At 63.7% G+C, this 22,238-nt stretch carries 26 protein-coding genes; 10 read left to right on the forward strand and 16 right to left on the reverse strand.

The window, feature by feature from the left end; translation table 11 throughout:
* Positions 1-70 precede the first annotated feature (70 nt).
* From BIU82_RS03595 to BIU82_RS03615, 5 genes are all read right to left on the reverse strand, one after another.
* Positions 71-3,280 carry a type I restriction endonuclease subunit R gene (locus tag BIU82_RS03595; protein WP_253182673.1) on the reverse strand — a complete coding sequence of 1,070 codons (3,210 nt, stop codon included), beginning with the start codon at positions 3,278-3,280 and terminating at the stop codon, positions 71-73.
* A complete protein-coding gene (locus BIU82_RS03600; RefSeq protein WP_070348137.1) occupies positions 3,277-4,410 on the reverse strand; it encodes a PDDEXK nuclease domain-containing protein in 1,134 nt (377 codons plus the stop codon). The genes BIU82_RS03595 and BIU82_RS03600 overlap by 4 nt, the downstream gene beginning before the upstream one ends.
* 180 nt (positions 4,411-4,590) lie before the next feature.
* Positions 4,591-5,691, reverse strand: coding sequence for a restriction endonuclease subunit S (locus tag BIU82_RS03605; RefSeq protein WP_216098988.1), 1,101 nt, complete (start codon positions 5,689-5,691; stop codon positions 4,591-4,593).
* A 119-nt stretch (positions 5,692-5,810) separates the two neighbouring features.
* Positions 5,811-7,433, reverse strand: a complete 1,623-nt coding sequence (locus tag BIU82_RS03610; protein WP_070348101.1) for a class I SAM-dependent DNA methyltransferase — start codon at positions 7,431-7,433, stop codon at positions 5,811-5,813.
* Positions 7,433-9,535 (reverse strand): hypothetical protein, encoded by a 2,103-nt coding sequence (locus BIU82_RS03615; RefSeq protein ID WP_070348102.1) that lies wholly within the window; start codon positions 9,533-9,535, stop codon positions 7,433-7,435. Before BIU82_RS03615 ends, BIU82_RS03610 begins: the two co-directional genes overlap by 1 nt.
* Before the next feature lie 242 nt (positions 9,536-9,777).
* Between BIU82_RS03615 and BIU82_RS03620 the strand changes: the two genes are divergently transcribed.
* The 7 genes from BIU82_RS03620 to BIU82_RS03655 all read left to right on the forward strand — a co-directional run bounded on the left by BIU82_RS03620 (position 9,778) and on the right by BIU82_RS03655 (position 14,747).
* Positions 9,778-10,362 carry a hypothetical protein gene (locus tag BIU82_RS03620; RefSeq protein ID WP_070348103.1) on the forward strand — a complete coding sequence of 195 codons (585 nt, stop codon included), beginning with the start codon at positions 9,778-9,780 and terminating at the stop codon, positions 10,360-10,362.
* A 54-nt stretch (positions 10,363-10,416) separates the two neighbouring features.
* Positions 10,417-11,037, forward strand: a complete 621-nt coding sequence (locus tag BIU82_RS03625) for a hypothetical protein (protein WP_070348104.1) — start codon at positions 10,417-10,419, stop codon at positions 11,035-11,037.
* An 86-nt stretch (positions 11,038-11,123) separates the two neighbouring features.
* A complete protein-coding gene (locus BIU82_RS03630) occupies positions 11,124-11,645 on the forward strand; it encodes a hypothetical protein (RefSeq protein WP_070348105.1) in 522 nt (173 codons plus the stop codon).
* Between the two features lie 93 nt (positions 11,646-11,738).
* Positions 11,739-13,361: a DUF726 domain-containing protein gene (locus BIU82_RS03635; RefSeq protein ID WP_070348106.1), complete on the forward strand. Its 1,623-nt coding sequence runs from the start codon at positions 11,739-11,741 to the stop codon at positions 13,359-13,361.
* A gap of 525 nt (positions 13,362-13,886) precedes the next feature.
* Complete coding sequence (locus tag BIU82_RS03645; protein WP_070348108.1) at positions 13,887-14,153, forward strand: Rho termination factor N-terminal domain-containing protein; 267 nt, start codon at positions 13,887-13,889, stop codon at positions 14,151-14,153.
* 71 nt (positions 14,154-14,224) lie between these two features.
* Positions 14,225-14,491, forward strand: coding sequence for a GlsB/YeaQ/YmgE family stress response membrane protein (locus BIU82_RS03650; RefSeq protein WP_070348109.1), 267 nt, complete (start codon positions 14,225-14,227; stop codon positions 14,489-14,491).
* Positions 14,484-14,747, forward strand: a complete 264-nt coding sequence (locus tag BIU82_RS03655; RefSeq protein WP_070348110.1) for a hypothetical protein — start codon at positions 14,484-14,486, stop codon at positions 14,745-14,747. Before BIU82_RS03650 ends, BIU82_RS03655 begins: the two co-directional genes overlap by 8 nt.
* Positions 14,748-14,792: 45 nt before the next feature.
* Here the strand turns inward: BIU82_RS03655 and BIU82_RS03660 are convergent, their stop codons facing one another.
* The 9 genes from BIU82_RS03660 to BIU82_RS03695 form a co-directional block, all read right to left on the reverse strand.
* Positions 14,793-15,140, reverse strand: a complete 348-nt coding sequence (locus BIU82_RS03660) for a PRC-barrel domain-containing protein (protein WP_070348111.1) — start codon at positions 15,138-15,140, stop codon at positions 14,793-14,795.
* Entirely contained in the window at positions 15,127-15,546 is a 420-nt protein-coding gene (locus BIU82_RS03665) for a hypothetical protein (RefSeq protein WP_070348112.1), read from the reverse strand. The genes BIU82_RS03660 and BIU82_RS03665 overlap by 14 nt, the downstream gene beginning before the upstream one ends.
* Positions 15,543-16,772 carry a divalent metal cation transporter gene (locus BIU82_RS03670; protein ID WP_070348113.1) on the reverse strand — a complete coding sequence of 410 codons (1,230 nt, stop codon included), beginning with the start codon at positions 16,770-16,772 and terminating at the stop codon, positions 15,543-15,545. Before BIU82_RS03670 ends, BIU82_RS03665 begins: the two co-directional genes overlap by 4 nt.
* The gene (locus BIU82_RS03675) at positions 16,769-17,236 is read right to left on the reverse strand and encodes a hypothetical protein (RefSeq protein WP_139146492.1); all 468 of its coding nucleotides are present in this window, start codon (positions 17,234-17,236) and stop codon (positions 16,769-16,771) included. The genes BIU82_RS03670 and BIU82_RS03675 overlap by 4 nt, the downstream gene beginning before the upstream one ends.
* Before the next feature lie 30 nt (positions 17,237-17,266).
* On the reverse strand, positions 17,267-17,476 hold the full coding sequence (locus BIU82_RS03680) for a hypothetical protein (protein ID WP_070348115.1): 210 nt from the start codon (positions 17,474-17,476) through the stop codon (positions 17,267-17,269).
* Between the two features lie 9 nt (positions 17,477-17,485).
* A complete protein-coding gene (locus BIU82_RS19585; protein ID WP_139146493.1) occupies positions 17,486-17,650 on the reverse strand; it encodes a DUF4175 domain-containing protein in 165 nt (54 codons plus the stop codon).
* Positions 17,651-17,719: 69 nt separating this feature from the next.
* Positions 17,720-17,917 (reverse strand): CsbD family protein, encoded by a 198-nt coding sequence (locus tag BIU82_RS03685; RefSeq protein ID WP_070348116.1) that lies wholly within the window; start codon positions 17,915-17,917, stop codon positions 17,720-17,722.
* Between the two features lie 355 nt (positions 17,918-18,272).
* Positions 18,273-19,244: a DMT family transporter gene (locus BIU82_RS03690; RefSeq protein ID WP_070348117.1), complete on the reverse strand. Its 972-nt coding sequence runs from the start codon at positions 19,242-19,244 to the stop codon at positions 18,273-18,275.
* Positions 19,241-19,843, reverse strand: a complete 603-nt coding sequence (locus tag BIU82_RS03695) for a TetR/AcrR family transcriptional regulator (protein WP_070348138.1) — start codon at positions 19,841-19,843, stop codon at positions 19,241-19,243. Before BIU82_RS03695 ends, BIU82_RS03690 begins: the two co-directional genes overlap by 4 nt.
* 121 nt (positions 19,844-19,964) lie before the next feature.
* Here BIU82_RS03695 and BIU82_RS19255 point away from each other — a divergent pair, with 121 nt between their 5' ends.
* The gene (locus BIU82_RS19255) at positions 19,965-20,156 is read left to right on the forward strand and encodes a DUF1918 domain-containing protein (protein WP_074466404.1); all 192 of its coding nucleotides are present in this window, start codon (positions 19,965-19,967) and stop codon (positions 20,154-20,156) included.
* A gap of 13 nt (positions 20,157-20,169) precedes the next feature.
* Here the strand turns inward: BIU82_RS19255 and BIU82_RS03700 are convergent, their stop codons facing one another.
* On the reverse strand, positions 20,170-20,727 hold the full coding sequence (locus BIU82_RS03700; protein WP_253182675.1) for an endonuclease/exonuclease/phosphatase family protein: 558 nt from the start codon (positions 20,725-20,727) through the stop codon (positions 20,170-20,172).
* On the opposite strand from BIU82_RS03700, the gene BIU82_RS20120 reads away from it, so the two are divergent.
* Complete coding sequence (locus BIU82_RS20120) at positions 20,614-20,934, forward strand: hypothetical protein (protein ID WP_253182674.1); 321 nt, start codon at positions 20,614-20,616, stop codon at positions 20,932-20,934. The two genes, BIU82_RS03700 and BIU82_RS20120, sit on opposite strands and share 114 nt — an antisense overlap.
* Here BIU82_RS20120 and BIU82_RS03705 read toward each other — a convergent pair.
* Positions 20,931-21,611: a hypothetical protein gene (locus BIU82_RS03705; RefSeq protein WP_070348119.1), complete on the reverse strand. Its 681-nt coding sequence runs from the start codon at positions 21,609-21,611 to the stop codon at positions 20,931-20,933. The two genes, BIU82_RS20120 and BIU82_RS03705, sit on opposite strands and share 4 nt — an antisense overlap.
* A gap of 106 nt (positions 21,612-21,717) precedes the next feature.
* On the opposite strand from BIU82_RS03705, the gene BIU82_RS03710 reads away from it, so the two are divergent.
* Positions 21,718-22,221 carry a VTT domain-containing protein gene (locus BIU82_RS03710; protein WP_070348120.1) on the forward strand — a complete coding sequence of 168 codons (504 nt, stop codon included), beginning with the start codon at positions 21,718-21,720 and terminating at the stop codon, positions 22,219-22,221.
* The last annotated feature ends 17 nt before the right edge of the window (positions 22,222-22,238 follow it).

Here is a 22,238-nt window from a genome sequence, read left to right on the forward strand (position 1 = left end):
TTCTGCTTGCACCAAAGCTAGTCATTTTCCCCATTTTTCGTAGTGCTTTCAGTCTTGCTTAGCGGAAATTCTAGGAGTGGCTCTCCGCATACCGCGGCGCCATGGACTCCATCTGTTCCATCACGAGCTTGATGGCCTCGGGCTGCTTGTCCGGCGGATACCCGAAGCGGACCAGAAGGCGTTTGATGGATGAGCGGAGCTTCGCGCGGACGTCGTCGCGGACTGTCCAGTCGGTGCGGACGTCTCGCCGCATTACAGCGACAAGCTCCCGGGCAATGTCGGCCAACACGCCTTCGCCCTGGATTTCCACGGCGGATTCGTTCTGTGCCACGGCATCGTAGAAGGCGAGTTCGTCCGAGTTCAGCGGGGGAGTGAAGTGCTCGCCGCGCTTAGATTCGGCCGCCACCTCGCGGGCGAGCTCCACCAGCTCCGCGATGACCTCGGCCGATGTGAGCTGCTGGTTGGTGTACTTCCTCATGAGCTCGTTGATCCGCTCCGAAAAGGCGCGCTGCCGGATGATGTTGTTGCGCGTCGACTTCACAGTCTCATCGGCAATCAGCTTGCGCAGCGCCTCGATGGCCAGCTGCGGATTCTTCGCCTTCTGCGTTTTCGCCATGAATTCCGGGGTCAGGTCGTCCAGGGACGGCTTCGGCATACCCGCGGCCTCGTAGATGTCGAGCACCTCGCCGGAACTGGTAGCGGAAGCGATCAGTTCACCCAGCAGGCGTCGGATTTCTTCCGGCACTGGCTTGCCTGAAGCCTGGCGGTCGATGGCGTCGTACTTGGCCATCCACACCCGGATTTCCTCGTACACCTGGATTTCCGGCCTGAGCTCGGCGAGAGTTTCGGATCCGGAGGAAATTGCCCAGGCACGGGAGAGCTGGCTTGCATGCCGGCGGTAGCGTGAAGCCAGCGACTCTTCGCCTTCAGCCGGCTGATTGCCGGGAGTTTCGGGAGCGCGCAGGTAGTTCACGGCGCCGGTGACCGCATTGATGTAAGCCTTCGGGCCGCCCTTCATCAAGACTGTCTTCCAGTCATACCCGGCAAGCAGTCCGCGGAGAATGTCAACGAGCTGGCGGGTGTGCGCGGCGGCCTCATCGATGTTCCGACCCACAGGCCGGTGTTCCTGGTCCGCCTGCGTGTACTCGCTCAGCGCCTTCGCCAGATTGTCGGCCAGAGGGGCATAGGCCACCAGCAGTCCGTCTTCCTTACCGCGGAAAGTGCGGTTGACCCGCGCCAGGGTCTGCATGAGCAAGGCGCCCTTGAGTGGACGGTCCAGGTACAGGGTGTGCAAGGGAGGAGCATCGAAACCGGTGAGCATCATGTCCTTGACGATCACCAGTTCGAGTTCATCCTCGGCGTCCTTGAGACGTTCCTTGACCACAGCGTTCAGGGAGTCGCGGCGGACATGCATGGAAACCGGCGCAACATCCGATGCGGTGCCCGAATAGACCACCTTGATCTTGCCCTGGCTGAGATCGTCGGAGTGCCAGTCGGGGCGCAGTTCCACGATCGCGTTGTACAGTTTGGCGCAGATTTCCCGGGTTGCGCCGACGATCATCGCCTTGCCGGGTGATTCCACGTACTGGTGCATGCGCTGGCGGCGGTTCGCCCAGTGGGCCACGAGGTCTTCCGCCAGGGCGGCGATGCGCTGCGGCGCACCGTACACGGCATTCACGACGGCGACACTCGCCTCGATGCGTGCACGCTCGGTATCGTCCAGGCCGAAGGTCGCCTCGTCCGCCGCTTCGTCAAGGGTGTCCTCGGTGATGTCGGAGGCCAGCCCCACCTTGATGAGCCGGGGCTCGAAGTAAACCGGGACCGTGGCGCCATCCTCCACCGCACGGCTGAGGTCGTAGATGTCGATGTAGTCGCCGAACACCTCGCGCGTGTTGCGGTCTTCGAAGGTAATCGGCGTTCCGGTGAAGGCGATCAGGGTGGCATTGGGCAGCGCGTCGCGCAGGTGGCGGGCGTATCCGTCCAGGTCGTCGTAATGGGAGCGGTGGGCTTCGTCGACGACGACGATGATGTTCCGCCGGTCTGACAGCAGCGGGTGCTCGGTGCCGGAGTCCCTCTCGGCCTTGCTGCGTCCGAACTTCTGCAGCGTGGTGAAGTAGATGCCACCGGTGGTGCGGTTGCTCAGTTCTTCGCGGAGCTCGGAACGTCGGCGGATCTGCTTGGGCGATTCGGCGAGGAGCAGGCTGCGCGCGAAACCTTCGTAAAGCTGGCCGTCCAGTTCGTTGCGGTCGGTGATGACCACCACCGTGGGATTCTTCAGCTTGGGGTGGCGCGCCACCAAGTTGCTGTACAGCTCCATTTCCATGGACTTGCCGGAGCCCTGGGTGTGCCAGACGACGCCGGCCTTGCCATTGCTCTCGACGGCCTGGACGGTGCTGCCCACCGCTTTGGTGACGGCGAAGTACTGGTGCGGCTTGGCGATCCGCTTCGTCAGACCGTCGGATCCCTGGTCGAAGGCGGTGAAGTTGCGGAGCAACTGGAGGAAGCGCTCCGGGTTGTACAGGCCGGCGAGGGCGGTCTCCAGAGGGGTGACGGCGTCGCCGTTTTCGTCGAGGGTTCCGCGCGGAACCGGGACGCCGTCGTCGTCGACGTTCCATGGCGAGAAGTGATTAAGGGGAGTGAAAGGCGTTCCATATTTGTCGTCGATCCCGTCGGAGACGAGGGTGAGGACGCAGAAGCGGAATGCCATGGGGAATTCGCGCAGGTAGGTCTGGAGCTGGGCGTGCGCGGCGGCGACGTCGGCGTGGAGGTTGCCGGCTTTCTTGAGTTCGATGATGCTGACGGGCATGCCGTTGAGGTAGAGAACCGCGTCCAGGCGACGGCGGTAATCGCCCTGGACGAGCGTTATTTGGTTGACTGCGAGCCAGTTGTTCTCGCTCGGTTCGGCGCTGATGAGGCGGATGGTGGGGTTGACTTCGCTTCCGTCGGAGTCGATGTAGCTGAGCCGGTAGCCGTCTACAAAGTAGTTGTGGATGCGGTGGTTCTCGGTGATGGCGTCGTTGGATCCGGGGGCGGCGATTTCGGAGAGGGCCTGGTGGAGGTACTGGACCGGCACGTGCGGGTTCAGACGCTGGAGCGCTTCCATGAGGCGAGGCCTGATGAGCAGTTCGTCCCAGCTGTCGCGTTCGTCGGTGCCGGGGGCGATCTGATCGCCGGTTTTTGGCTCCCAGCCGAGGTCACCCAGGAGGTCGAGCGTAAGGCCCTCCCAGTCGGCTTCGGAAAAGCCGGCCGGATGGAATTGTCCTGCAATGGTGTCTGTCACGGTGAGTCCCCCTGATTAACCGTTGTGTTGCTGATGTCCTGCGCCGGGATGTCCTGGGAGAGCTCTGCTTCGAGCTCTTCGACGCTGGGCAAGGTTGTTGCGAATTCTTCCGGCAATGATTCCACGATTTCGGTTTTCCATTCGGAGACGCCGATGGGCATTTGCGTGGTCCGAAGGGCGTATTCCGCCACGAGGTCATTCTTGGATTTGCACAGGAGCAGGCCGATGGTCGGTTTGTCATCCTTGTGCGCCAGCAGGTCGTCCACCGCGGCCATATACATGCCAAGCTGGCCGAGGTAGCTGGGGTCGAATTTCGTCGCTTTGAGTTCGATGACCACGTAGGCGCGGAGCTTCAAATGGTAGAAGAGCAGGTCCGTGAAGAACTCGTCTTCGTTGATGACCAGCCGCACCTGGCGGCCGACGAAGGCGAAGCCCTGGCCGAGTTCCAGCAGGAATTTTTGGATGTGGTCCACGAGCTGGTTTTCGAGTTCGCGTTCGTTTCGCCTGTCCGTCATGGAGACAAAATCGAAGACGTAAGGATCCTTGAATGACTGCTGCGCCAGGTCAGAATCCTCCGGCGGAAGCGTCGCGACGAAGTTGCTGACAGCCTTTCCGGAGCGTTCCATCGCCTTGGCCTCGATTTGGTGGACCAGGACGTTGCGGGACCAGCCGTGTTCGACGGCGGCCGCCGCGTACCAGAGGCGGGCTCCGGGATCGCTGAGCTTCTCCAACAAAGCGATCTGGTGGTACCAGGGCAATGTTGCAAGCGGCGCTTGCAACATTGGGAAGTCCGGCCATGCTTCAGCGAACGACTTCATGTAGCGGAGGTTTCGAGGCGAGAAACCACTGGCTCCAGGAAATGACGAGCGTAGGTCTGCCGACAGTCGCACAACTACTTTGCTGCCCCAGCCTTCTGCCGACTCGCGCTTCACCAGTTCATTGCCGACGGCCCAGTATGACAGCAGCATCTCGTGGTTGGCTGCCGATACTGCCCTTGAACGACCTGAATAGACTTCGTTGGAGACAGCCGCCAGCAACTCCGGGTACCACTGCGGCATGGTGCTTTTCGCTGGAGTCCCGGGGAACGAGGCACCGCCCGCGTGCTTGCGCGTTCCGGGACCAATGCCCATCTTGTTCGAATCTGCCGGGTTCTGCTTACTCGGAGTCGTCATGGGAGTCCCTTTCCGCGGTCGGCTTGCTTGCCTTCAAGCTACCGATGGGCTCGGACATTATGACCTGGCGAAGGGGCTGTAGAGATTGTGCAAGGCGTTGCCCAATTGACGGTTCCCTACGCGAGATGTGTTGCATGCCTACACCCCGGCCTGCTCCAAGACGGCCTCCGCGTCCTTGACGCGGAGTTTGCCGGACATGAGCTGGGGGAGGAGGGCGTCGCGGGTGGCGGCGAGAGTGCGGTTCTCACGGAGAGCATGTGAAGCAACTTCATGGAGCCTTGCTGCTTCCTTGCCGAATGCATTCATTGCGGCAGAAGTGCTGAGGCGTACCTTGAAACTCTTAAATTTCCCGCGACTGAGCTCCAGGAAGGTTGCGCCGTTTGCGTGGGCGATGAATTCGTCGACACGGCTGCGCATTTCATGGAAGATCCACGGACTGAGCTCAGTATCTGTCGGTTGGACAACGATGAATCCCTGGTTCACTGCCATGGGTTTCTGAGCGAATGCAAAAGCGCCAATGGTTGCCCGCGACGTCATGAGAATTGAGCCGGCCGGATAAAGCGATGAAGCGCATGCAGTCAAGCCGGCCTCGGTAATGGACCTGCTTGTTGATTCGAGATAGGGGCCCGAAAGGGGCGTCACGTCTGTCGGGGTTGCCCAAGAGATATTTCCATCCCAGTATTCGAGCACCTTGGTACTAGGAGTTCCTCCTCCCGAAACAGTCGCGAGATCCGCGAATGTTTGCTCGGACAAGGCGACATCTCGGACGGCGTGCTGGAACTCGGCCACCGCCAAGCTATCCGCAGTGGTGGCGAGTTTGGTGTTGGCGGCGATCTTGTCGTCGAGGGCGCCGAGGACTTCGGCGATGGCTTCCTGTTCACTGCGCGGCGGGAGCGTTAGCGGAATTGCGGCGAGGATCTTTGTGTTGAGATTGAGCATCGTGGCACCGACTGCATGCCGAACAATCCATTCCCGAGATTCCTCGGTGCCGAGGTAGTAAGAGATAAAGGCGGGACTAACTACCGGGGCGTCGCCGAAACTTACTTTGAGACATCCGGTCCCGCACAACCATCCTGCATTCTCGGGACGGACAAGTGCGCGGCGCTCAACATCTCCTCTGCGGGAGTAGACGATGTCATTGGGGCGAAGTCTGTGCTTGGCGAGCCTGGTGGCATCAGCCTCCGTGATCCTGGCGATTCCTTCTTCGACGATTGCGTTGTCACCGATGTTTTGTGGCATCACGCTTGGGACGCCTGTCTCGACGTAGTCAGAAGCATGGAGTTGGCTTCCGAACGGTCCGGTCTGGATGGCTCCTCCGCCCGAGGCACACACTTCACCAAGAGTTGTCTTTGTCCAACTCACAGCACCCTCCCCAACTGCTCGCGCACAACCTTCGCCAGGCGCTCCGATTCCTCGAACTGCTCGAACAGATCCTTGGAAAGTCGTGCGATCTTCTCGTCGATCGGCTCGCCGTCGTCCTCTACCTCGGCGGCTCCGACGTAACGGCCGGGCGTCAGCGCGTAGTCGGCTGCCTTGATCTCGGCGAGGGTGGCTGAATAGCAGAAGCCGGGCTCGTCGTCGTACTCCAACCCGGCGGAAAGAGCGGAAGCGGTCCCGCGCCAGGCGTGGAAGGTGTTCGCGATCTTCGCGATGTCTTCATCGGACAGGGCTCGCTCGGCGCGGTCCACCATGTGGCCCAGGTTCCGCGCGTCGATGAACAGCACCTGGCCGGTGCGGTCCACGGAACCCTTAGGGCCGGCTGTCTTGTCTTTCGCGAAGAACCAAGTGCACACCGGGATGCCCGTGCTGCGGAACAGCTGCGTGGGCAACGCCACCATGCAGGAGACCAGGTCCGCCTCCACGATCTGGGCGCGGATATCGCCCTCGCCACCGGAGTTTGAGGACATGGAACCGTTGGCCATCACCACGCCCGCGGATCCGCCAGGGGCCAGCTTGGACAGGATGTGTTGGATCCAGGCGTAGTTGGCATTGCCGGCCGGCGGGACGCCGTACTTCCAGCGGGGGTCGGACTCGGAACGGGCCCAGTCCTTGATGTTGAAGGGCGGGTTGGCCATGATGTAGTCGGCCTGCATGTCCGGGTGCTGGTCCCGGGCGAAAGTGTCGCCCCAGCGGTTGGCCAGGTTGGCGTTCAGGCCGTGGATGGCAAGGTTCATCTTGGCCATCCGCCAGGTGCGCTCGTTCAGCTCCTGCCCATAGACCGAGATCGCGGTGCGGTCCTCGTTGTGCGCATCCAGGAACTTCTCCGTCTGCACGAACATGCCGCCCGAGCCGCAGCACGGATCGTACACGCGGCCGCTGTGCGGTTCCAGCACCTCCACCAGCACACGGACCACGCCGGCGGGTGTGTAGAACTCGCCGCCTCGCTTGCCTTCGGCACGGGCGAACTTCTCCAGGAAGTATTCGTACACCTCGCCCAGCAAATCGCGGGCACGGCCGCCTCCAACGCCCGTGAAGCGCGCCGAGTTGAAGAGGTCCAGCAGTTCGCCCAGGCGGCGCTGGTCCACGTTGTCCCGGTTGAAAATGCGGGGGAGAGTGGCCTTCAGGGTCTGGTTGGAGTCCATGACCATGTCCATGGCTTCATCGATCAGCTGCCCCACCGACTTCGCGGGCTCACCCATCGCGGCGGGCAGGCCCTTGGCGTTTTCGGCAAGGTAGCCCCAGCGGGCGCGGGCCGGAATCCAGAACACGCCGTGGCCGGTGTACTCGTCCACGTCGTCGATAAACTGGGCGATCTGGTCCTCATCGAGGCCGTCCGCTTCCAGCTCGGCGGCGATGATTCCGCGCCGTTCCTCGAAAGCATCGGACACGTACTTCAGGAACACCAGGCCCAGGATCACATCCTTGTACTGCGAGGCATCCATGGAGCCGCGCAGCTTGTCCGCGGCCTTCCACAGGGTGTCCTTGAGTTCCTTCATGGTGGACGGCGCGGCGTCCACCTTCGGCTTGGCTTTCGGGGGCATCAGGGTGTTCCTTCTTTCGGTGCTGCGGGCGTGCCGGGATCGGCGGTGTTTGGCCCTGTTTCAGCCAGGGCCAGGCTTCCATCGGCTACGCCGTCAAGGATCAGCGTAGCCAGTTCAGTGAGGTCTTCGAGGCGTTGCCGTGCCCGGGCCCGTTCGTGTTGCAGGCTGCCCAAGACGGCGGCAAGCGCCTGGTGCTGGCGGTCCGGCGTGCGGCGCAGCCGCCACTGGCGCCAAAGCTTGTCGGCGGCCGGGACAGAGTTGATGTCAGCGGCCACGACAGCCGCGCTCAGCCCGCCGGGGTCGCCGTCGTCGATCCTCAAGATCCGGGCCGGAAACGCGATGACGGAGCCGCCTTCCGTATCCACCATCGCCCTCGGGTGCGGGCTGGTACAGAAAATGATGTCGCCCCGGCGGGTAAGCCTTGCGGAAGGGTATTTCCGGCTCAGGCCGATCAGGTTCACCACTTGCGGCACAGTCACTTGCGGCACAGTGCCGTCCCGGTCAAGGAGTTCGGGAACACCAATGACGGGGAGGCCCGGCGGACGCTGCCCCCGCGGTTCTTCCGGGTTCAGGTCAGCCGCATCCAGGCGAGACCCGTTGATGTACTTGAGGTGGCCGGCCGCGAGCATGTCCTGGACGGCGACGGGGCCAGGCGGGGGAGCTGTACTATGCGCGGCGGTGGCGAAGGACCGGCCAAGCTCGGAGCCCAGGTCCAGCCGGCGGAGCAGGGCCTCAAGCCTGAGCTCGGTCTCCGCTTGCCGGTTTTCCGGGACAGCCCGCCGGGAGGGCATGGACCAGGTGAGGCCGCCGCTGCGGGCAAGAAGGTGGCGGGTGGGCACAAGCTTGGCATAACTGAAAGCGTGGGCGCGTACTGTTTCCCGGCTACCCGCCGAGGCCACGATGTCGCTCACAAGGTTCCCGCTGACTGCCGGGGACAGATCGCGGACGCTGATATCCGCCACCATGGTCCAGCGTTCGGCGATCTCCACATCGTTTTGCGGGCCGAGCACCCACAGCGCCTGTGCCTCACGGGGCTTCTGGCGGACCAGCCCCTGCGGCAAACGAACGACGGCGCGGACCCGAGATGAGCGAATCAGTTCCGCCCGTGCCAGCTCGAGTTTGCGCGGCAGGCTATCACTCAAGACGGCCGCCGGGGCAATGACTACCGCCCATTGGGTGTGGTCCATGGAGTACACGAGACGGTGGATGGAGTTGAGGATTCCTGAACCGTCCAGGTCAGGGGCTCCCGGAGATGGGAACTGGGCTACCCAGACTGCCGGCCCTTCAAACTCAAAGATGCCTTCCGGCCGGACAGCCAGCACCGAGTGGTCCACGCCGTGCACGAGGAGGCGGCGGCGCACCAAACGGGCCGCGGCGCGGTCGTCCTCCATGGTCAGCACGGAAACCGGGCGGGTGTCGTCAATGCGCTGGACAATCTGCAGGAGCAGGTCGCTGCCGCCCGCAGTGGGATCAACAAAAACAGGATCGGTCCCGAAGCCGGCGGCCAGCTCCACCGCGAGTGCGGCAACAAGGTCCATTGCGGGTTCGGTCAAAGCGATGCTGGCGTGTTCCCGGATTCCGGACCGGAACCGGTCCTGGAGCAATGCTTCGAACGCGGCAGGGGCACTGTAGTGGCTGTCGACAAGCACGTCAGCGTGCGCCGCCAAGGCTTCTACTTCCGGCGCGGTTTCCAGCTCGGAATAGAGGAACGAATCGTCGGGATCATGTTCGTCAGCAAGATCGAGCAGCTCGTCCCGGTCCAAGGCGGCAAGTGAGGTTCCTTCGAGGGAACGCAGCGCCAGGCACGCTGTGAGGGCCTCAAAATCATGGCGGTTTCCGGGACCTGCGCCCGGACGGCTCGCAAACGCAGCGACGTCGCCGGCGGCCTCGGGATTGTTCCCACGCCCGGTTGCCTGCAACCAGGTGACGATCTCAGCTGCGCTGAATAGATCGCGCCCCCGCTCACTGGATACGGGAGCAGGGAAGGGTGTTGCTGTTCCGAGGCTGCGGCTCCGCCACATCGACACCACGGGGCGCTGGACTTTGGCAAGCGCAGCGACATCGCTGAGCGTCATCCGAAGCTCTGCCTTGAGCTTGTCCATTGCGGCCCCCTTCCGTGCGTTGTAGGGACAGGCTATCGGTGACGCTGGACATTTTCGGGCAGTTTGGCTGATAACCCGGGTTATCAAGCAATTCTTGTTTGTTGTTCCAGGCGGCCTTCTACGGTGATTCCACGACGCCGGGAATGCGAGCCTGGCGTCGAGCGGAGGCCGGGAAACCGGATGAATGGGGACCGGATTTCCGCCTCCGCGACTTTCATCGCACACACGAATGGGGGACATTCATGGACGCACAGACCGGCAAGCCGGCAGCAAAACGCACGACGGCGAAGGTCGCCGCAGCGACGGTGGGCGTGCTTGCGCTGTTGGTTGCCGCCGTCGTCGTCGGGACTGCCTTGCACGATCCCAAGGCCAGCCCGGAATACAAAGTGGTGGTCGAAGAAAAGGCCGGCACACAGAGCCAGCTCGAAGAGCTGGCAGCCAAATACAAGGCCTTGGAGGACGGCATCGCTGCCCGTGAGGCAAAGGCAGCCCAGCGCGAGACGGATGTTGCCGCCGCGGAAGCCGAACTCAAGACCGCGCAGGCCGCAGTCAAGAAGCGCGAAGAGGCGGTCACTGCCACCGAGAAGGAGAAGGCCAAGAATACCGTCGGCGACGGCACCTGGACGGTAGGCCGGGACATCGCGCCGGGCACGTACCGCGCGACCGCCGACGTTGGCTCCTCTTGCTACTGGGGCCTCTATACGAGCGGCTCCAATGGCGGGGACATCATCGAAAACGACCTGCCGGGCGGCGGTCGGCCCAGCGTGACCGTTGCCGCCGGCCAGGACTTCAAGTCCAGCCGCTGCGGTACCTGGGAAAAGCAGTAGGCCGCTACCTGCGGCGATTTTCAACGGCATTAACTCACAACGGAAAGGATTCCCATGTCTCTCGAACACACTTCTTCCTTCGGCCTGCGGGCCAAAGCGATCGCCACAATCGGCTTCCTGGCCGTCGGCCTGGGCCTCGGTGCTTGCTCCGCCGGTTCCGGAGGCACCAGCCCGGAAGCGGGCAATGCATCGTCCGCTGAGGCACCCAAAGTAGCTGCGTCCAAGGACGCGCCGAAGGAGGCCCCGCAGGCGCCGGATGCAAAGGAAGCTGCAACCGCCGAAGCCAAGGGCGCGGTGGTCGGGAAGCCCTTTAGCGCGAATATGCGCAACGGCAACACCGCCCGGATCACCATCGTTTCGGCGAAGCGGGTGGCATCGCTGGACTCGGCGTTCTCCACGCCGCCGAAGAACGGAAGCTACCTGGTGCTCGACGTTCTCTGGGAGACCGAAGCCGGCTCCACGAGCTCGAACCCGCTGTACTTCGCCGCAAAAGACTCCAACGGCCGCAAAGGAGCCCTGAACATGTTCGCTGAAGGCCAGCTGGCCGTCGGGGATGTCCTCCCAGGCGACAAGTCCCGTGGGCTGATCGTCTTCGACATTACTGCCGGGCCTGTGACGATCTCGATCTCGGATCCGCTCTTTAAGGAAGCGGCCCGGATCCAGATTCCCGGATGATCAAAGGCGCCCCGCAGCCAGGCGGCTGCGGGGCGGGCAGAATCCGTGCGCCGTTAAACATGAACGGCTAAACAAACAGGAGAACCATGAAAAGGCTCAAGTTGTACGCAATCTTGCTGGTGGTGGGCGCCATCAGCCTTACGGGCTGCTCTACTGGTGGTGGGAACGATGCGGCGCCTGCACAATCCTCAGCGGCCGTGGTGAGCGAGGCTCCGGCTCCGGAGGAAAAACCCGCCGACGCTACCGCTTTGGCGAGCGCCCTGAAGGCGAGGATTCCCGAAATCGCAAAGGTCACGGCAGTAACCGAGGCTACAGATGAAAATAACCTCCTCGGGCGTCCTGGCCAGTACGTCTCGCTCGCGTGGATTGGCGACAAGCGCGCGATGCCCGAAAGGAGCGGCATCGACGGTGGAGCTGTCATCGAAGTGTTCGCGAACGCTGAAGATATGAAAACCAGGTCCGACTACATCCAGAAGATGCTGAAGGAAATGGGCCCGGTGGCCGGCACGGAATATCACTACTTCTCCGGGACAGCTATGTTGCGGGTAAACGGCAAACTCACACCCACTCAGGCGAAGGCCTACGAATCAGCCTTCGTGGCGGAGTAACAATCCAGGCAGGCATTTCTGCAACGGTTTGAAGTGCAAAGATTGACATCGTCCCACCACTCCGAGTGGGGAACGCTATGGGGGTTATCTAACATGCAGAAGTCGTCAGAGGTCGTTGCCCGGGTCATTGACGGTGACCGTCTCGAATGCCGGGTCACTTCGCCCAGCGGTCAGCGGCTCGTGCTGTCCGGTGATATTGCGGACGCTAATCCCACTTTCGACGAGGCCGGCCTCGGAGCCAACCGCGTTCTGGTGAGCACGGCTTGGGCATTTGCGAGGGCTAGGCAGGAAGCTGTCAGCCTGCCAGAGCAGGAACTACAGCGGAACGCAGAGAAACGGGCCGAATCTCTGCGAAAAGAAGCCGAGTGGATCGCCGTCGTGTCAGACGAATTGACTGATGAGGAAAAGCAGGGCTGGTGTTCTGCTTGCTTTGGTGAGCACCCGCATAGGAAGGCGAAGCTGTCGGTCGGGCAGACCCCGGCGTTTGTGTGCGTCGAGTGCGGCACGCCCACCCTGCCCTGTGCGGGCATCGGTTGTAACAACATGGCGGTACGTGGACGCGGGGCCGTCCAAGTACCGCGGTATTGCGCGGAGCATCGTCATGAGATTCCGGGCTTCGATAAGGCAGACCGGAAGATAGGGGACCTTGGGGATTACAAACATTTCCTGAAATACGACAAACCGAACCTCGCCCGCGCCACCAAGATTGCGGGATTCACCAGTATGGGACTTGTCGCGGGTGGTCCGCTTGCCTACCTGGGGGCAGCAGCTATTGGAGGGGCGGTGGGATCGCTGCTTGGAGGATTCTCCGGTGCGGCTGCCACCAGCTACGGCTTGGCCCTTCTCGGTGGTGGTGCAGTGGCCGCTGGCGGCTTGGGCATGGCCGGGGGGACTTTGGTTGTCACTGCATGCGGTGCTGCATTGGGCGGCGCCTTGGGTGCCTCCGTCATGAATGCGTATGTCCGGCAGGACAAGTCGTTCCATATTGAGATGTTGCAGGGTGGTTCGGGGGTGCCCGTGATCGTCTGCAACGGATTCCTCAGCGAAACCGGGAAGGGCTGGGGCGAATGGCGGGAGCTCGTGACAAAGCGATACCCAGACTCCCCCGTATATCGGGTCCATTGGGGCGCGAAGGAACTCAAACACCTGACTGTGCTCGGCGGCGAAGGTGCGGTGAAGTTACTCGGCATCGCGGCACTGAAAGAATCGGCGGCGAAAGCCGCGAAGTTGGCTGCCAAGAAGCTTGGTCCCCTGGCTCCGGCCTTGCTTGCAGTCGACTTAGCAAAGAATCCGTGGCATGTGGCCAAGAACCGGGCCGAGAAGACGGGCGCTATCGTTGCGGACCTGCTTGCCCGGACAACCACTGACTCATATGTTCTCATTGGCCATAGCCTCGGAGCGCGTGCCATGACTGTCGCGGCCCAGACACTTGCCGGCAAGGCAACTGCCCCGAGAGTCCAAGCACTTCATCTCCTTGGAGCAGCCATCGGTGCGAAGAGCGATTGGTGCAACCTTGCCTCCGTTGTTGATGGCACGGTGTACAACTACCATTCGGCCAATGACGCCGTTTTGAAGTTCGCCTATGGCGTGGCGCAGGCAGAAGCGGCAGCTGGCCTTGGCGGCTTCAAGTCGAGTTCAGACAAGGTGCGGAATGTTGACGTGTCGAGCCACGTCAAGAACCACTTTGAATACTTGAAGAAGGTCGACCTGAGCTAGCGATGGCCAGGCCGCAATTCGGATGATCTACGTACGTGGCCGCGGCTTGGCCGTCACTGTCCCGGAAATTTGTTGCAACAATCCGTTGCAACATTCGCTCACCTACCCCGGCCGTGCGCGACGGTGCAGCAGGCCGCTGCACTTTCGCACGGACCCGATAGGGGGTTATGCCTCCTTCGAGTCCGGCCTAGACTGAAGGTTGAAGCCGACGTCACCTGGCGGGACGCCACCATGAATCCCCAAGATTCAAGGAGCAGCCCATGAACACCGAGTATTCGCAGATTCCGCCGGCCACCGAGCCGGCCCGCGATCCGGAGCCTTTCCCGCTTCCGGTTCCCGTACCCACTCCCGAGCCCGCACCGGGCCCGGATGTTCCGGAGCCATTTCCCCGGCCGATGCCCGGCCCGCCGCCGGACCCGTCGTGGCCGGAGCCGGAACCGCAACCCGGGCCGCAACATGAACCCGAAACGCAGCCCGAACGCACAGACCGAAGCATGACAAGCAGCTGACGGAAGGAGCTGAACCATGCCCGGAAAGAAGAACCCGAGCCTCAAAGACCCTGAGCTCTACGAGGAACTCCGTGAAGACGGCGCCTCAAAGGAAAAAGCGGCCCGCATCTCGAATGCCGCGGCCAAGGAAGGCCGGAAGAAGGTGGGCAGCAAGGGCGCGAATGCCAAGGACTACGAGGACCGCACGGTCCCGGAGCTCAAAGCCCGGGCCAAGGAACTCGGATTGAAAGGCTATTCCTCCAAGACCAAGTCGGAACTGATCGACGCCCTCCGCAACCACTAAGGCGTCATCACTGACTCCTGCAATTACTGACCAGCGCAATCGAACGCAAACACAAAGGAAGCGAGAACACCATGGGATTCTTCGGATTTCTCCTGCTCGGCCTGATCGCGGGCGCCATTGCCAAACTCCTTCTTCCCGGAAGGCAGGGCGGCGGCTGGCTCGTCACCCTACTCCTCGGAGTAGTCGGCGCCTTCCTGGGCGGTTGGCTCGGCGGCTTGATCTTCGGCTCCGGACTGCAGGAATTCTTTGACCTGCAGACCTGGCTGCTGGCCATCGGCGGCTCCGTTATCGTCCTGCTGATCTACGGGCTGATCGTGGGGCGGCGCAGCCATGCCTGAGAACGCAGCTGTGCCTGGGAATAACGACAGGCGCGGCATCTCGCCCGAGGATGAGGAACGCGGCCGCTACACCGAAGGCAATTACGGCGACGGCGGCTCTGTTCCGCCCGAGGAAGGAGAACCGGGTCCCGACGAGGACGACTACACCGCCGGTGAGTATCCCGAAGGCCGGGAGGAGGCCGCCAGGGAGGACACGCCCGGAAAGGCCGCTGAGGGCGCGGACCCGGACCTGGCGGTCCGGCCGCCGGACGACTGAAACAGCTGCAAGCTGGCGGACGCGCCCGGATAAGGCAGGCGAGCCTTATCCGGGCGCGTTCGCTTGCAGTGCGGGCTGGTAGGCGCTGAAGCCTTCGCGGAGCCTGACTACTTCCGGGCCCATCGCTTCGATGTCCTCCCACAGCACGAGGAACGAGCCGCGGTGCCACCAAGCCATCATCCGGGCGAACGGCCACGGCCGGTTGACGTCGCTGCGCTCGTAACCCATGAAGGACCCCGCGGAATGCGGGCTGACAATCAGGCCCTGCAGGCGGGCCCCGGCAAGGAGTTGCCCCGGCTGTTCGTCCAGCACGAACCGCGCGTCCGCCACCCGCCCCAGCACTTCGCCGTCGGCGCTGTGCACGGACGAACCGATCACGTCACTCAGGATCATGTTTTCCTCCCGGGATGCGCGAAATGATCTTGTCCCGGATCCAGCGCTCCACCCAGCCGGCCGCCAAACCTTCGCTGCGGACGCCCAGCCTGATCGTGACGTCGACGGCGGCGACGTCCCGCCAGGGGATCCTGATCAGCCTGCTCGACGGCGGCCGCCCGCCGAAGATCCGCGTGCCCAGCACCGGTCCGGTCAGCAGGGCCGAGATCACCGGCGCGGAACTGCCCAGGGAAACGGGCACATCGGCGTCGACCCCTTCGAGTTCGAGGTCATCCACCGTGGTGACGGGCAGGCCGTCGACGTCGATCACCTGGCGGTCCAGCAGATGGAGTTGCGCGTCGAGTACTTGGCCGCCGGCCGGCGGTGCCGGTTCAAGGGATTCGGGGGAGAGGCGCGTCTTCTTCATGCTCCGGCTCCTGTGATGATCATGAGCGGCACTGCGGCGAGGGAGGCCGCGAGGATGACCAGAAGGTAGATGTTCGCGGCGAAGTTGACCAGGCGGCTGTTGACGTGCGGGCCCATGTATTGCGGATCGTTGGCGACAATGAGGATCGGCAGGTAGGTCAGGGGGAGGGCGATGGCGGAAAAGACCACCGAATATTCCGTGATCAGGATCGGGTCCACGCCGCTGAGCAGCACTGCCATGGCGACCAGCAGGCATATGATCATCGCCAGGTGGAAACGTGCTGCGCGCGCCGGGCGGCGGAATTTACCCCAGGACCAACCGAAGAACTGCGCCAGGGTGTAGCCGCTGGACAGCGTCGTTTCCAATGCGGCGCCGAAAGTCGCAGCCGTAATGCCGATCAGGGCGAAGGCCAGGGCCAGCTTCCCGCCGGCCTCCGCAACAGGCAGCACGATCTGCGAAAGCGAGGTTACCTCGATTCCTTTCGGCAACAGCACGACGGCGGCGCATCCAGCGATTCCCACCGACAGCAGGCCGCCGAGGGGAAAGCCCGCCAGCACATTGATCCGTGACTGGACCAGGTCTTTGGCCTTCCAGCCTTCCTCCACGGCCCCTGAGGAAAAGAAGAACACTTCGTACGGGGTCATGGCCGCGCCGAACAGGGCGATCGCATAGAACCAATAGACCGCGGCGCTTTCGCTTTCCGGCACCGAGGGCGCAAAGGCCTGGCCTGCCAGCTGGCCCCAGTCGGGCTGCAGCAGGAACAGGGCGATCCCGAACACCACCAGGCATAAGCCCAGCAAGCCGGCAACGTTTTCCATGATCTTGAAGCGCACACGCCAGATCACCAGCCAGACAGCGAATGCCGCCACCGGGATCCACAGTAGGTGGTGCACGCTGGTCACCAGTTGCAGGGCCAAGGCGATACCGCCGACTTCAGCCGTCACGGTCATGAGGTTGATGAAGAAGGATGCGCCAAGGTTCGCCAACCCGGCGCGCGGGCCCAGTCTTTCGCGGATCACTTCGAAGGTGGCCCTGCCGGAGACCGCGGCCACGCGCCCGGACATGTCGGCGAACAGGCAGATTCCCACCACCCCGACGCCGACCGCCCAGATCAGGGACATGCCGAAACGCGAACCGACGACGGCGTTCGTCACCAGGTCGCCGATGTCGACGAAGCCGCCGATCGCCGTCAGGATTCCGAGGGCGACCCCAAGCAGCCGTTTCACCGCCCGCTCCCGAGCTGTTCACGCAGTTGCCCGAGTTCCGCGGAAGAGGCGGCCAGTGCCGCGCGTGCGGCCCCGAGATCCGGGTTTTCCTGCGTCGGGCCGGGGAAGTCCTTGGCGGCGAGGGCGTGGCGGGCCCGGCTGAGCGCCCCTTCGGCCCGCTCCAAGGCCTTGCTGCTGCGCTGATGGAGTTCCCGCTCCGCCGCGGTCTCCGGCAATGTGTCCTGGAGTTCCTTCCGGGCTTCTTCGAGCTCGCCCGACATATCTTCCAGACTGGTTTCAACGACGGGAGTTCCTGCCCGTTCCCCGGCTAGGAGATCGAGGGCCAGGGCGCTGCTTTCCACAGCGGAGGCCGCCTGGTTGATGGCGCCGGCCGCTGTTTGTTCAACCGGCGCCCCGCAGGAGCAGAGGGCGAGGCAACAGGACGCGAGGATGCCGAGCACGGCAGGGTTCGGTGGGCACGCCAAATCGGGCCTCCTTGGTGCCGATCAGCTGTGTCAGGACGATGGCTGCGGGAGTTCGCAGCCAAGCCGCGGGTTGAGTCCCAGGTAGTTCAGGGGGCCCGCCACGATCACGGCAGCGATGGTGGCGGCTTGTGAGCAGTGTTCAGGAGGTTCCCTGAACAGGCCCCGTTGTGCGGCAGCGACGATCCCCGCGACCAGCCACAATATGGTGATGATCGCGAGGATCCCGCGTAATGTGCGCATGCCGTCCTGCTAAGGAGTCCGGCTGCCCCTGGCCCGGTCGAGGACCCAGCCGAGTACGGCCAGGACAAGGAGGATCAAGCCGACCCAAAGAAGGAAATTAAGGGCTTGGTTGAACCCTCCGACAAGCAGCAAAACAATGGCAATAATGCCGGCGATTACCAACAGGGTGTTCATTGCCGGTACGTCCTTTCCCGGAATGGAGGAATGGGTTGGCTGCGCACCTGCGCAGCAGGTGCCGTAGCCTTAGTCCCGCTTGAACGCGTCCTTCGCGTCGTCGGCGGCGTCCTTGATGCGTTCCCCGGCCTGTTTCGCATTGGCCTTGATCTGCTCGGCCGTGCCCTCGGCTTCGAGTTCCTCGTTGTCCGTGGCTTCTCCGGCTTTTTCCTTGGCCTTGCCTGCGACCTCTTGCGCGGCATTCCTGATCTTGTCATCCAGTCCCATGGGGATACTCCTATGGTCTCTTGAACAATCGGCGCAGTGTGCGCCCAAGATCAATTATAAGCTTGCTTAGTAGTTAAGCGAAGGGGCGGGCGTTGAAGGCGGGCCATCGCGGCGTGGTCTTGGTTCCGGCATGCGCAGGCTTCGCCAGGCGAGCGCTGCCAGGAGCAGCAGGGCGCCTGCCGCGATGGCGCATTGCAGCAATTTCCTGTGGCCTTGGGAGTGGTGCGATGGGCGTGAGTGCATGGTGTCTCCGAAATCGCGGGGTAGTGTCAGCGTACGCCGGGCGCGCGGCGCGCGGAATGCCCGAGGGCGGCATCCGGCCGAGTGCGCGACGTCCGCAACGGCGGCCTGCACCTTAGCTGCGGCCGGCTGCCTGCGGAAGCTGCCGCCCGTCGTCGGACGCGTCCTCCTGGAGAGAAGCCCGGCGCGCGGGAGCCGGAAGTGTGAGGACGAAAAGGCTGCCGGTGATGAGCGCGGCACCCGCCCAGGCCAGTGCGGGAAGCTGCTCGCCCACCACGAGGACTGCCAGGGCAGCGGCCACGACGATTTCGGACAAGGTCAACGCGGTCGCCGTACTTGCTCCCACCCGGCCCAGCCCCCAGCCGAACAGGACGTAGCCGGTGAACATCGGCACCACGGCCATGTAGGCGCCCACCGTGAAATTCTGCCAGGAGGCCAGCAGGGGAGCCCCGGTGGCCAGGAGTACCGGCATCAGGAGCAGGCCGCCCGCGCCGAAGACTGCACCCATGACTGCCCTGGACGGGATGCCGCCGCTGATCAGGCGGTGGGCTGCCCAGGAATAGACGGCATAGCTCGCCCCGGCAAGCAGTCCGAGGGCTATGCCGGCGCCCGTGCCCCAGGCAGGTGCCACGTTGCCGGCGGTGCCATGTACCGGTCCGGCGAAGCAAAGCAGCGTGGCTCCGCACAGGCCAAGGGTGGCACCAAGCGCCCAGCGCGCGGTGAAGGCACGCTTGTCCGCCAGCCGTTCGATGACGGCGGAGGCGAGGGGAGCGGATCCCAACGAAACCACCGTCCCGACGGCGACGCCGGCAAGGCGCATGGAGGAATAGAAGGCGAGGGGATAGGCGGCGACAGCCACCGCCCCCAGGGCCACCATGGCCCACTGGCTGCCGAGTGCGGAGCGGAAGGCCGCAATGGCACGGGCGGCGATCGCTGCCTGGAGCAGCCCGCCGACCCCCATTGCGGCGGCGCCGATGGCCAGGGAGCCGACCTCGGGCGCGAAGCTGGCGGCAGTTCCGGTGGTTCCCCAGAGAACGGAAGCGAAGAGGATTGCGGCGGCGGCCCAGCCGTGTCCGGCGCCGGTCACAGTGACTCGAGCAGGTCTACGGCGAGGCGCCGGGAGTCCAGGAGGCATTGCTCGTTGCCTTCAAGTCCTGCACGGGCCATTGAGCCTTCCAGGAGGAACGACAGGTGGCGGGCCATCAGCGCGGCGCGGGAGCGGTGTGCAGTCAACTCTGCCAAGTGTCCAGCAAGGATGGCTTCGACCTCCTCCTTGTGTTTGCGCACGGCTTCGCGGCCGGGATCGCCGGCGGGGAGTTCCGCGGCGGCGTTGAGGAGGCCGCAGCCGCGGAAGCCGTTGTCGTAGGCAAAGCGCGCATGGTCGGCGTAGGCATCGAAGACGGCGAGGATCCGCTCTTTCGCGTCGCCGGCCTTCCCGAGGCGCCTGCGGTATAGCTCCAACCATTCCGCATGCCGGGCTTCGAGGTATGCCGCCACGAGTTCTGCCTTGGACGAAAAGTTGTTGTAAAGGCTCTTCTTGGCGACGCCGGCCTCAGCAGTGATGGCATCAATGCCTGTACCGGCCAGGCCATCGGCGTAAAAGCGCCGTGCGGCGGCCGCCATCAGCGCATCGCGTGCAGGCTTGGGCCGGCTTCCTGCGTTGGCGGCCTGCTTCGTGTCGGGCATGACGCGCATCCTTCCTAGGTAGGTAGCCCAGTCTACCTACCTAGGAGCTGGTGCGCCAGCCTGCGGAAGCCATTCCCATGGCGTCCGCAGGCTCCTACGCTGATGTACGGAGGTGGTTGCCGTGGAGGCTTCCCAGGGAGACCGGATCATCATCCGGGGCAGGACCGTAGGCGCCAATGATCGTCACGGAGAAATTCTTGAAGTCAAAGGCGAGAACGGAGCGCCGCCCTATTTCGTCCGCTTCGACGACGGGCACGAAACGATCCTTTACCCCGGAGGCGATTTCGCCGTCGAGCGTAAAGGCGGTGACTAGCGCAAAAGGGCAGCTAGCCGGCCAGGACTGCCGGTTCCCGGCCGTATTCGGCGGTGACCATGATCGGCAGGTGGTCGGACCTGCCCTGTGGAAGGGTCTCCACCTTGCTGATTTCCAGGCCGGTGGACGTGGCGAAATCGAAGTGGCCGCGGAAGACCTTGTACCGCAGGTAGGTCTTGCGGTCGCTCAAGCTCACTGAATAGCCCGAATTCTTCACGTGCGCATGCAGCTTGTCCGTGAAGAAGGGATAGTTGAAATCGCCCACCATGAGCGTCATGAGCTTGTCGCCCATGGCCATGAGTTCTTCATGCGCGGCCTGGATCTGCTTGCGCCGCAGTGAATTCGACGCCGTCAGCGGAGCGGCGTGGAAAGAGGCGATGACCAGTTCGTGGCCGGTGTTATGGTCCGCCATGCGGGTGCCGAGAAGCCGCTCGTGCGCGGGTGCCAAGACGCGGTCGTGGATGGATTTCTGCAACGCGAAGGATTTGCTCTCCAACGGCGTGAAGCGCTCGGCACGGTAGTAGATGGCCAGGCCGAGCCGGTTCCCCTTGGTGGCATCGGCCAGCCGCAGCGGTCCGAGGGTTGTGGGAAGATCGGCGGCATCGCATTCCTGCAGGCACAGGGCGTCGAGTTCGAAATCGCAGGCAAGCTGGATCAGCTCATTGCTGGCCCTGTGCTTGCGGAGGTTGTAGCTGATGACCCGGATCAGAAGAAAACCTCCTTGGACGTACAGCCGCGAAATGTCCCTGGGCCAAAGTTAGCAGCTTTCCGCCCCTAGCCGGGGAACCCGAAGCACGGGAAAAATTCTTCCACGCCCGGCCGGGCCACTTCGATACAGTGCGCTTTCACCCGTTCCAGCACGGCGTCGGCATCCGTGCCCGCGGCCGACACCCCACCGGCCTCGACGCTTACCGTTGCGATCGCCGCGCGACGCAGGTTGTTGTCCGCGGAACTGACGGTCCCGGTGCCGGGGAACAGTTCGTGGCTGCTCACCGTGCTGTGTTCCAAGGGCCCGACGCCGGTCCATGCCGCACTCAGCCGGATCGTCACCGGATTGCCGTTCCCGTCCGTGCCGGCCAGCTCCGTGCTGAGCGATGCGGACTCGAGCCGCGGGTCAACGGTCAGCGGCGCGAAGTTCTGCCCGTCGGCCTGGAACAGGACTGTTCCGCCCGGGGCGGCGGCAGCGGCCACGCCATCAGCATCGGCGCAGAGATCCGACACCCGGACGAAGACGCCCGTCAACCCCTGTTTGTTGACCGGGCCGGGCTGGCTTGCAAAAGCTGAGACACTGGAAGAGAGAAAGATTTCCACCCGTCCGCACCCGTTGATTGCATCCACGTTCGCTGAACCGTGGCTGGAATGGATGGTGTGGTACATGCTGGGCTGGGCCCCGGCCGGGGGAGCAGTCAGAGGAAGCAAAGCAAGGGCTGCCAGGACGGCAGCAAGGCGTTTCATGGTGGCTCCTTTGCGCTGACACCTCAGCGTAGGTCTGCCAGCAGGCGCGGTCAACGGAAATCGGGAGGTTCAAAGTGGCTGGTTCGACCGGCTGGGAGGCAGCATCGTGGACGACATTCTGAAGCTGCCGTTCGGGGCGGCTTTGGCCATCCTGTTCGGCATCGTGATGATCCGCGTCAATGTCACCTATTGGATCGGCAGGGGCGCCGCGGCCGGCGTCGAACGGAGCCGCTTCGCCGCCCGCTTCCACGGATCCAAAGCAGCCAGGGCACAGGCGCTGATCCAGCGCTGGGGACCGTTCGCCGTCGTGCTTTCCTTCCTGACCGTCGGTGTCCAGACCGCCATCAACTTCGCCGCGGGTGCCGCAGTCATGCCGTTGCGGCGCTATCTCCCTGCCGCCGTCGCCGGTTCGGCCGTCTGGGCGCTGCTGTACGCGACAATCGGCTTCGCCGCGATCGATGCCTGGCTGGCGCTGGTGGCCGGCTCGCCCGTGACGGGAGTGCTTCTCCTGGCGCTGGCCGCCGCCGTTGTCCTTGCCGTCGTGATCCACCGACGTCGGCGCGCGGCATTGGCGGCAGAGGCCGCGCCGGCAGGGGATACAGTGGTCTGAGTTCCAGCAACGACGAC

The sequence above is a fragment of the Arthrobacter sp. SW1 genome (assembly GCF_001766675.1).
Classification (GTDB): Bacteria; Actinomycetota; Actinomycetes; order Actinomycetales; family Micrococcaceae; genus Arthrobacter.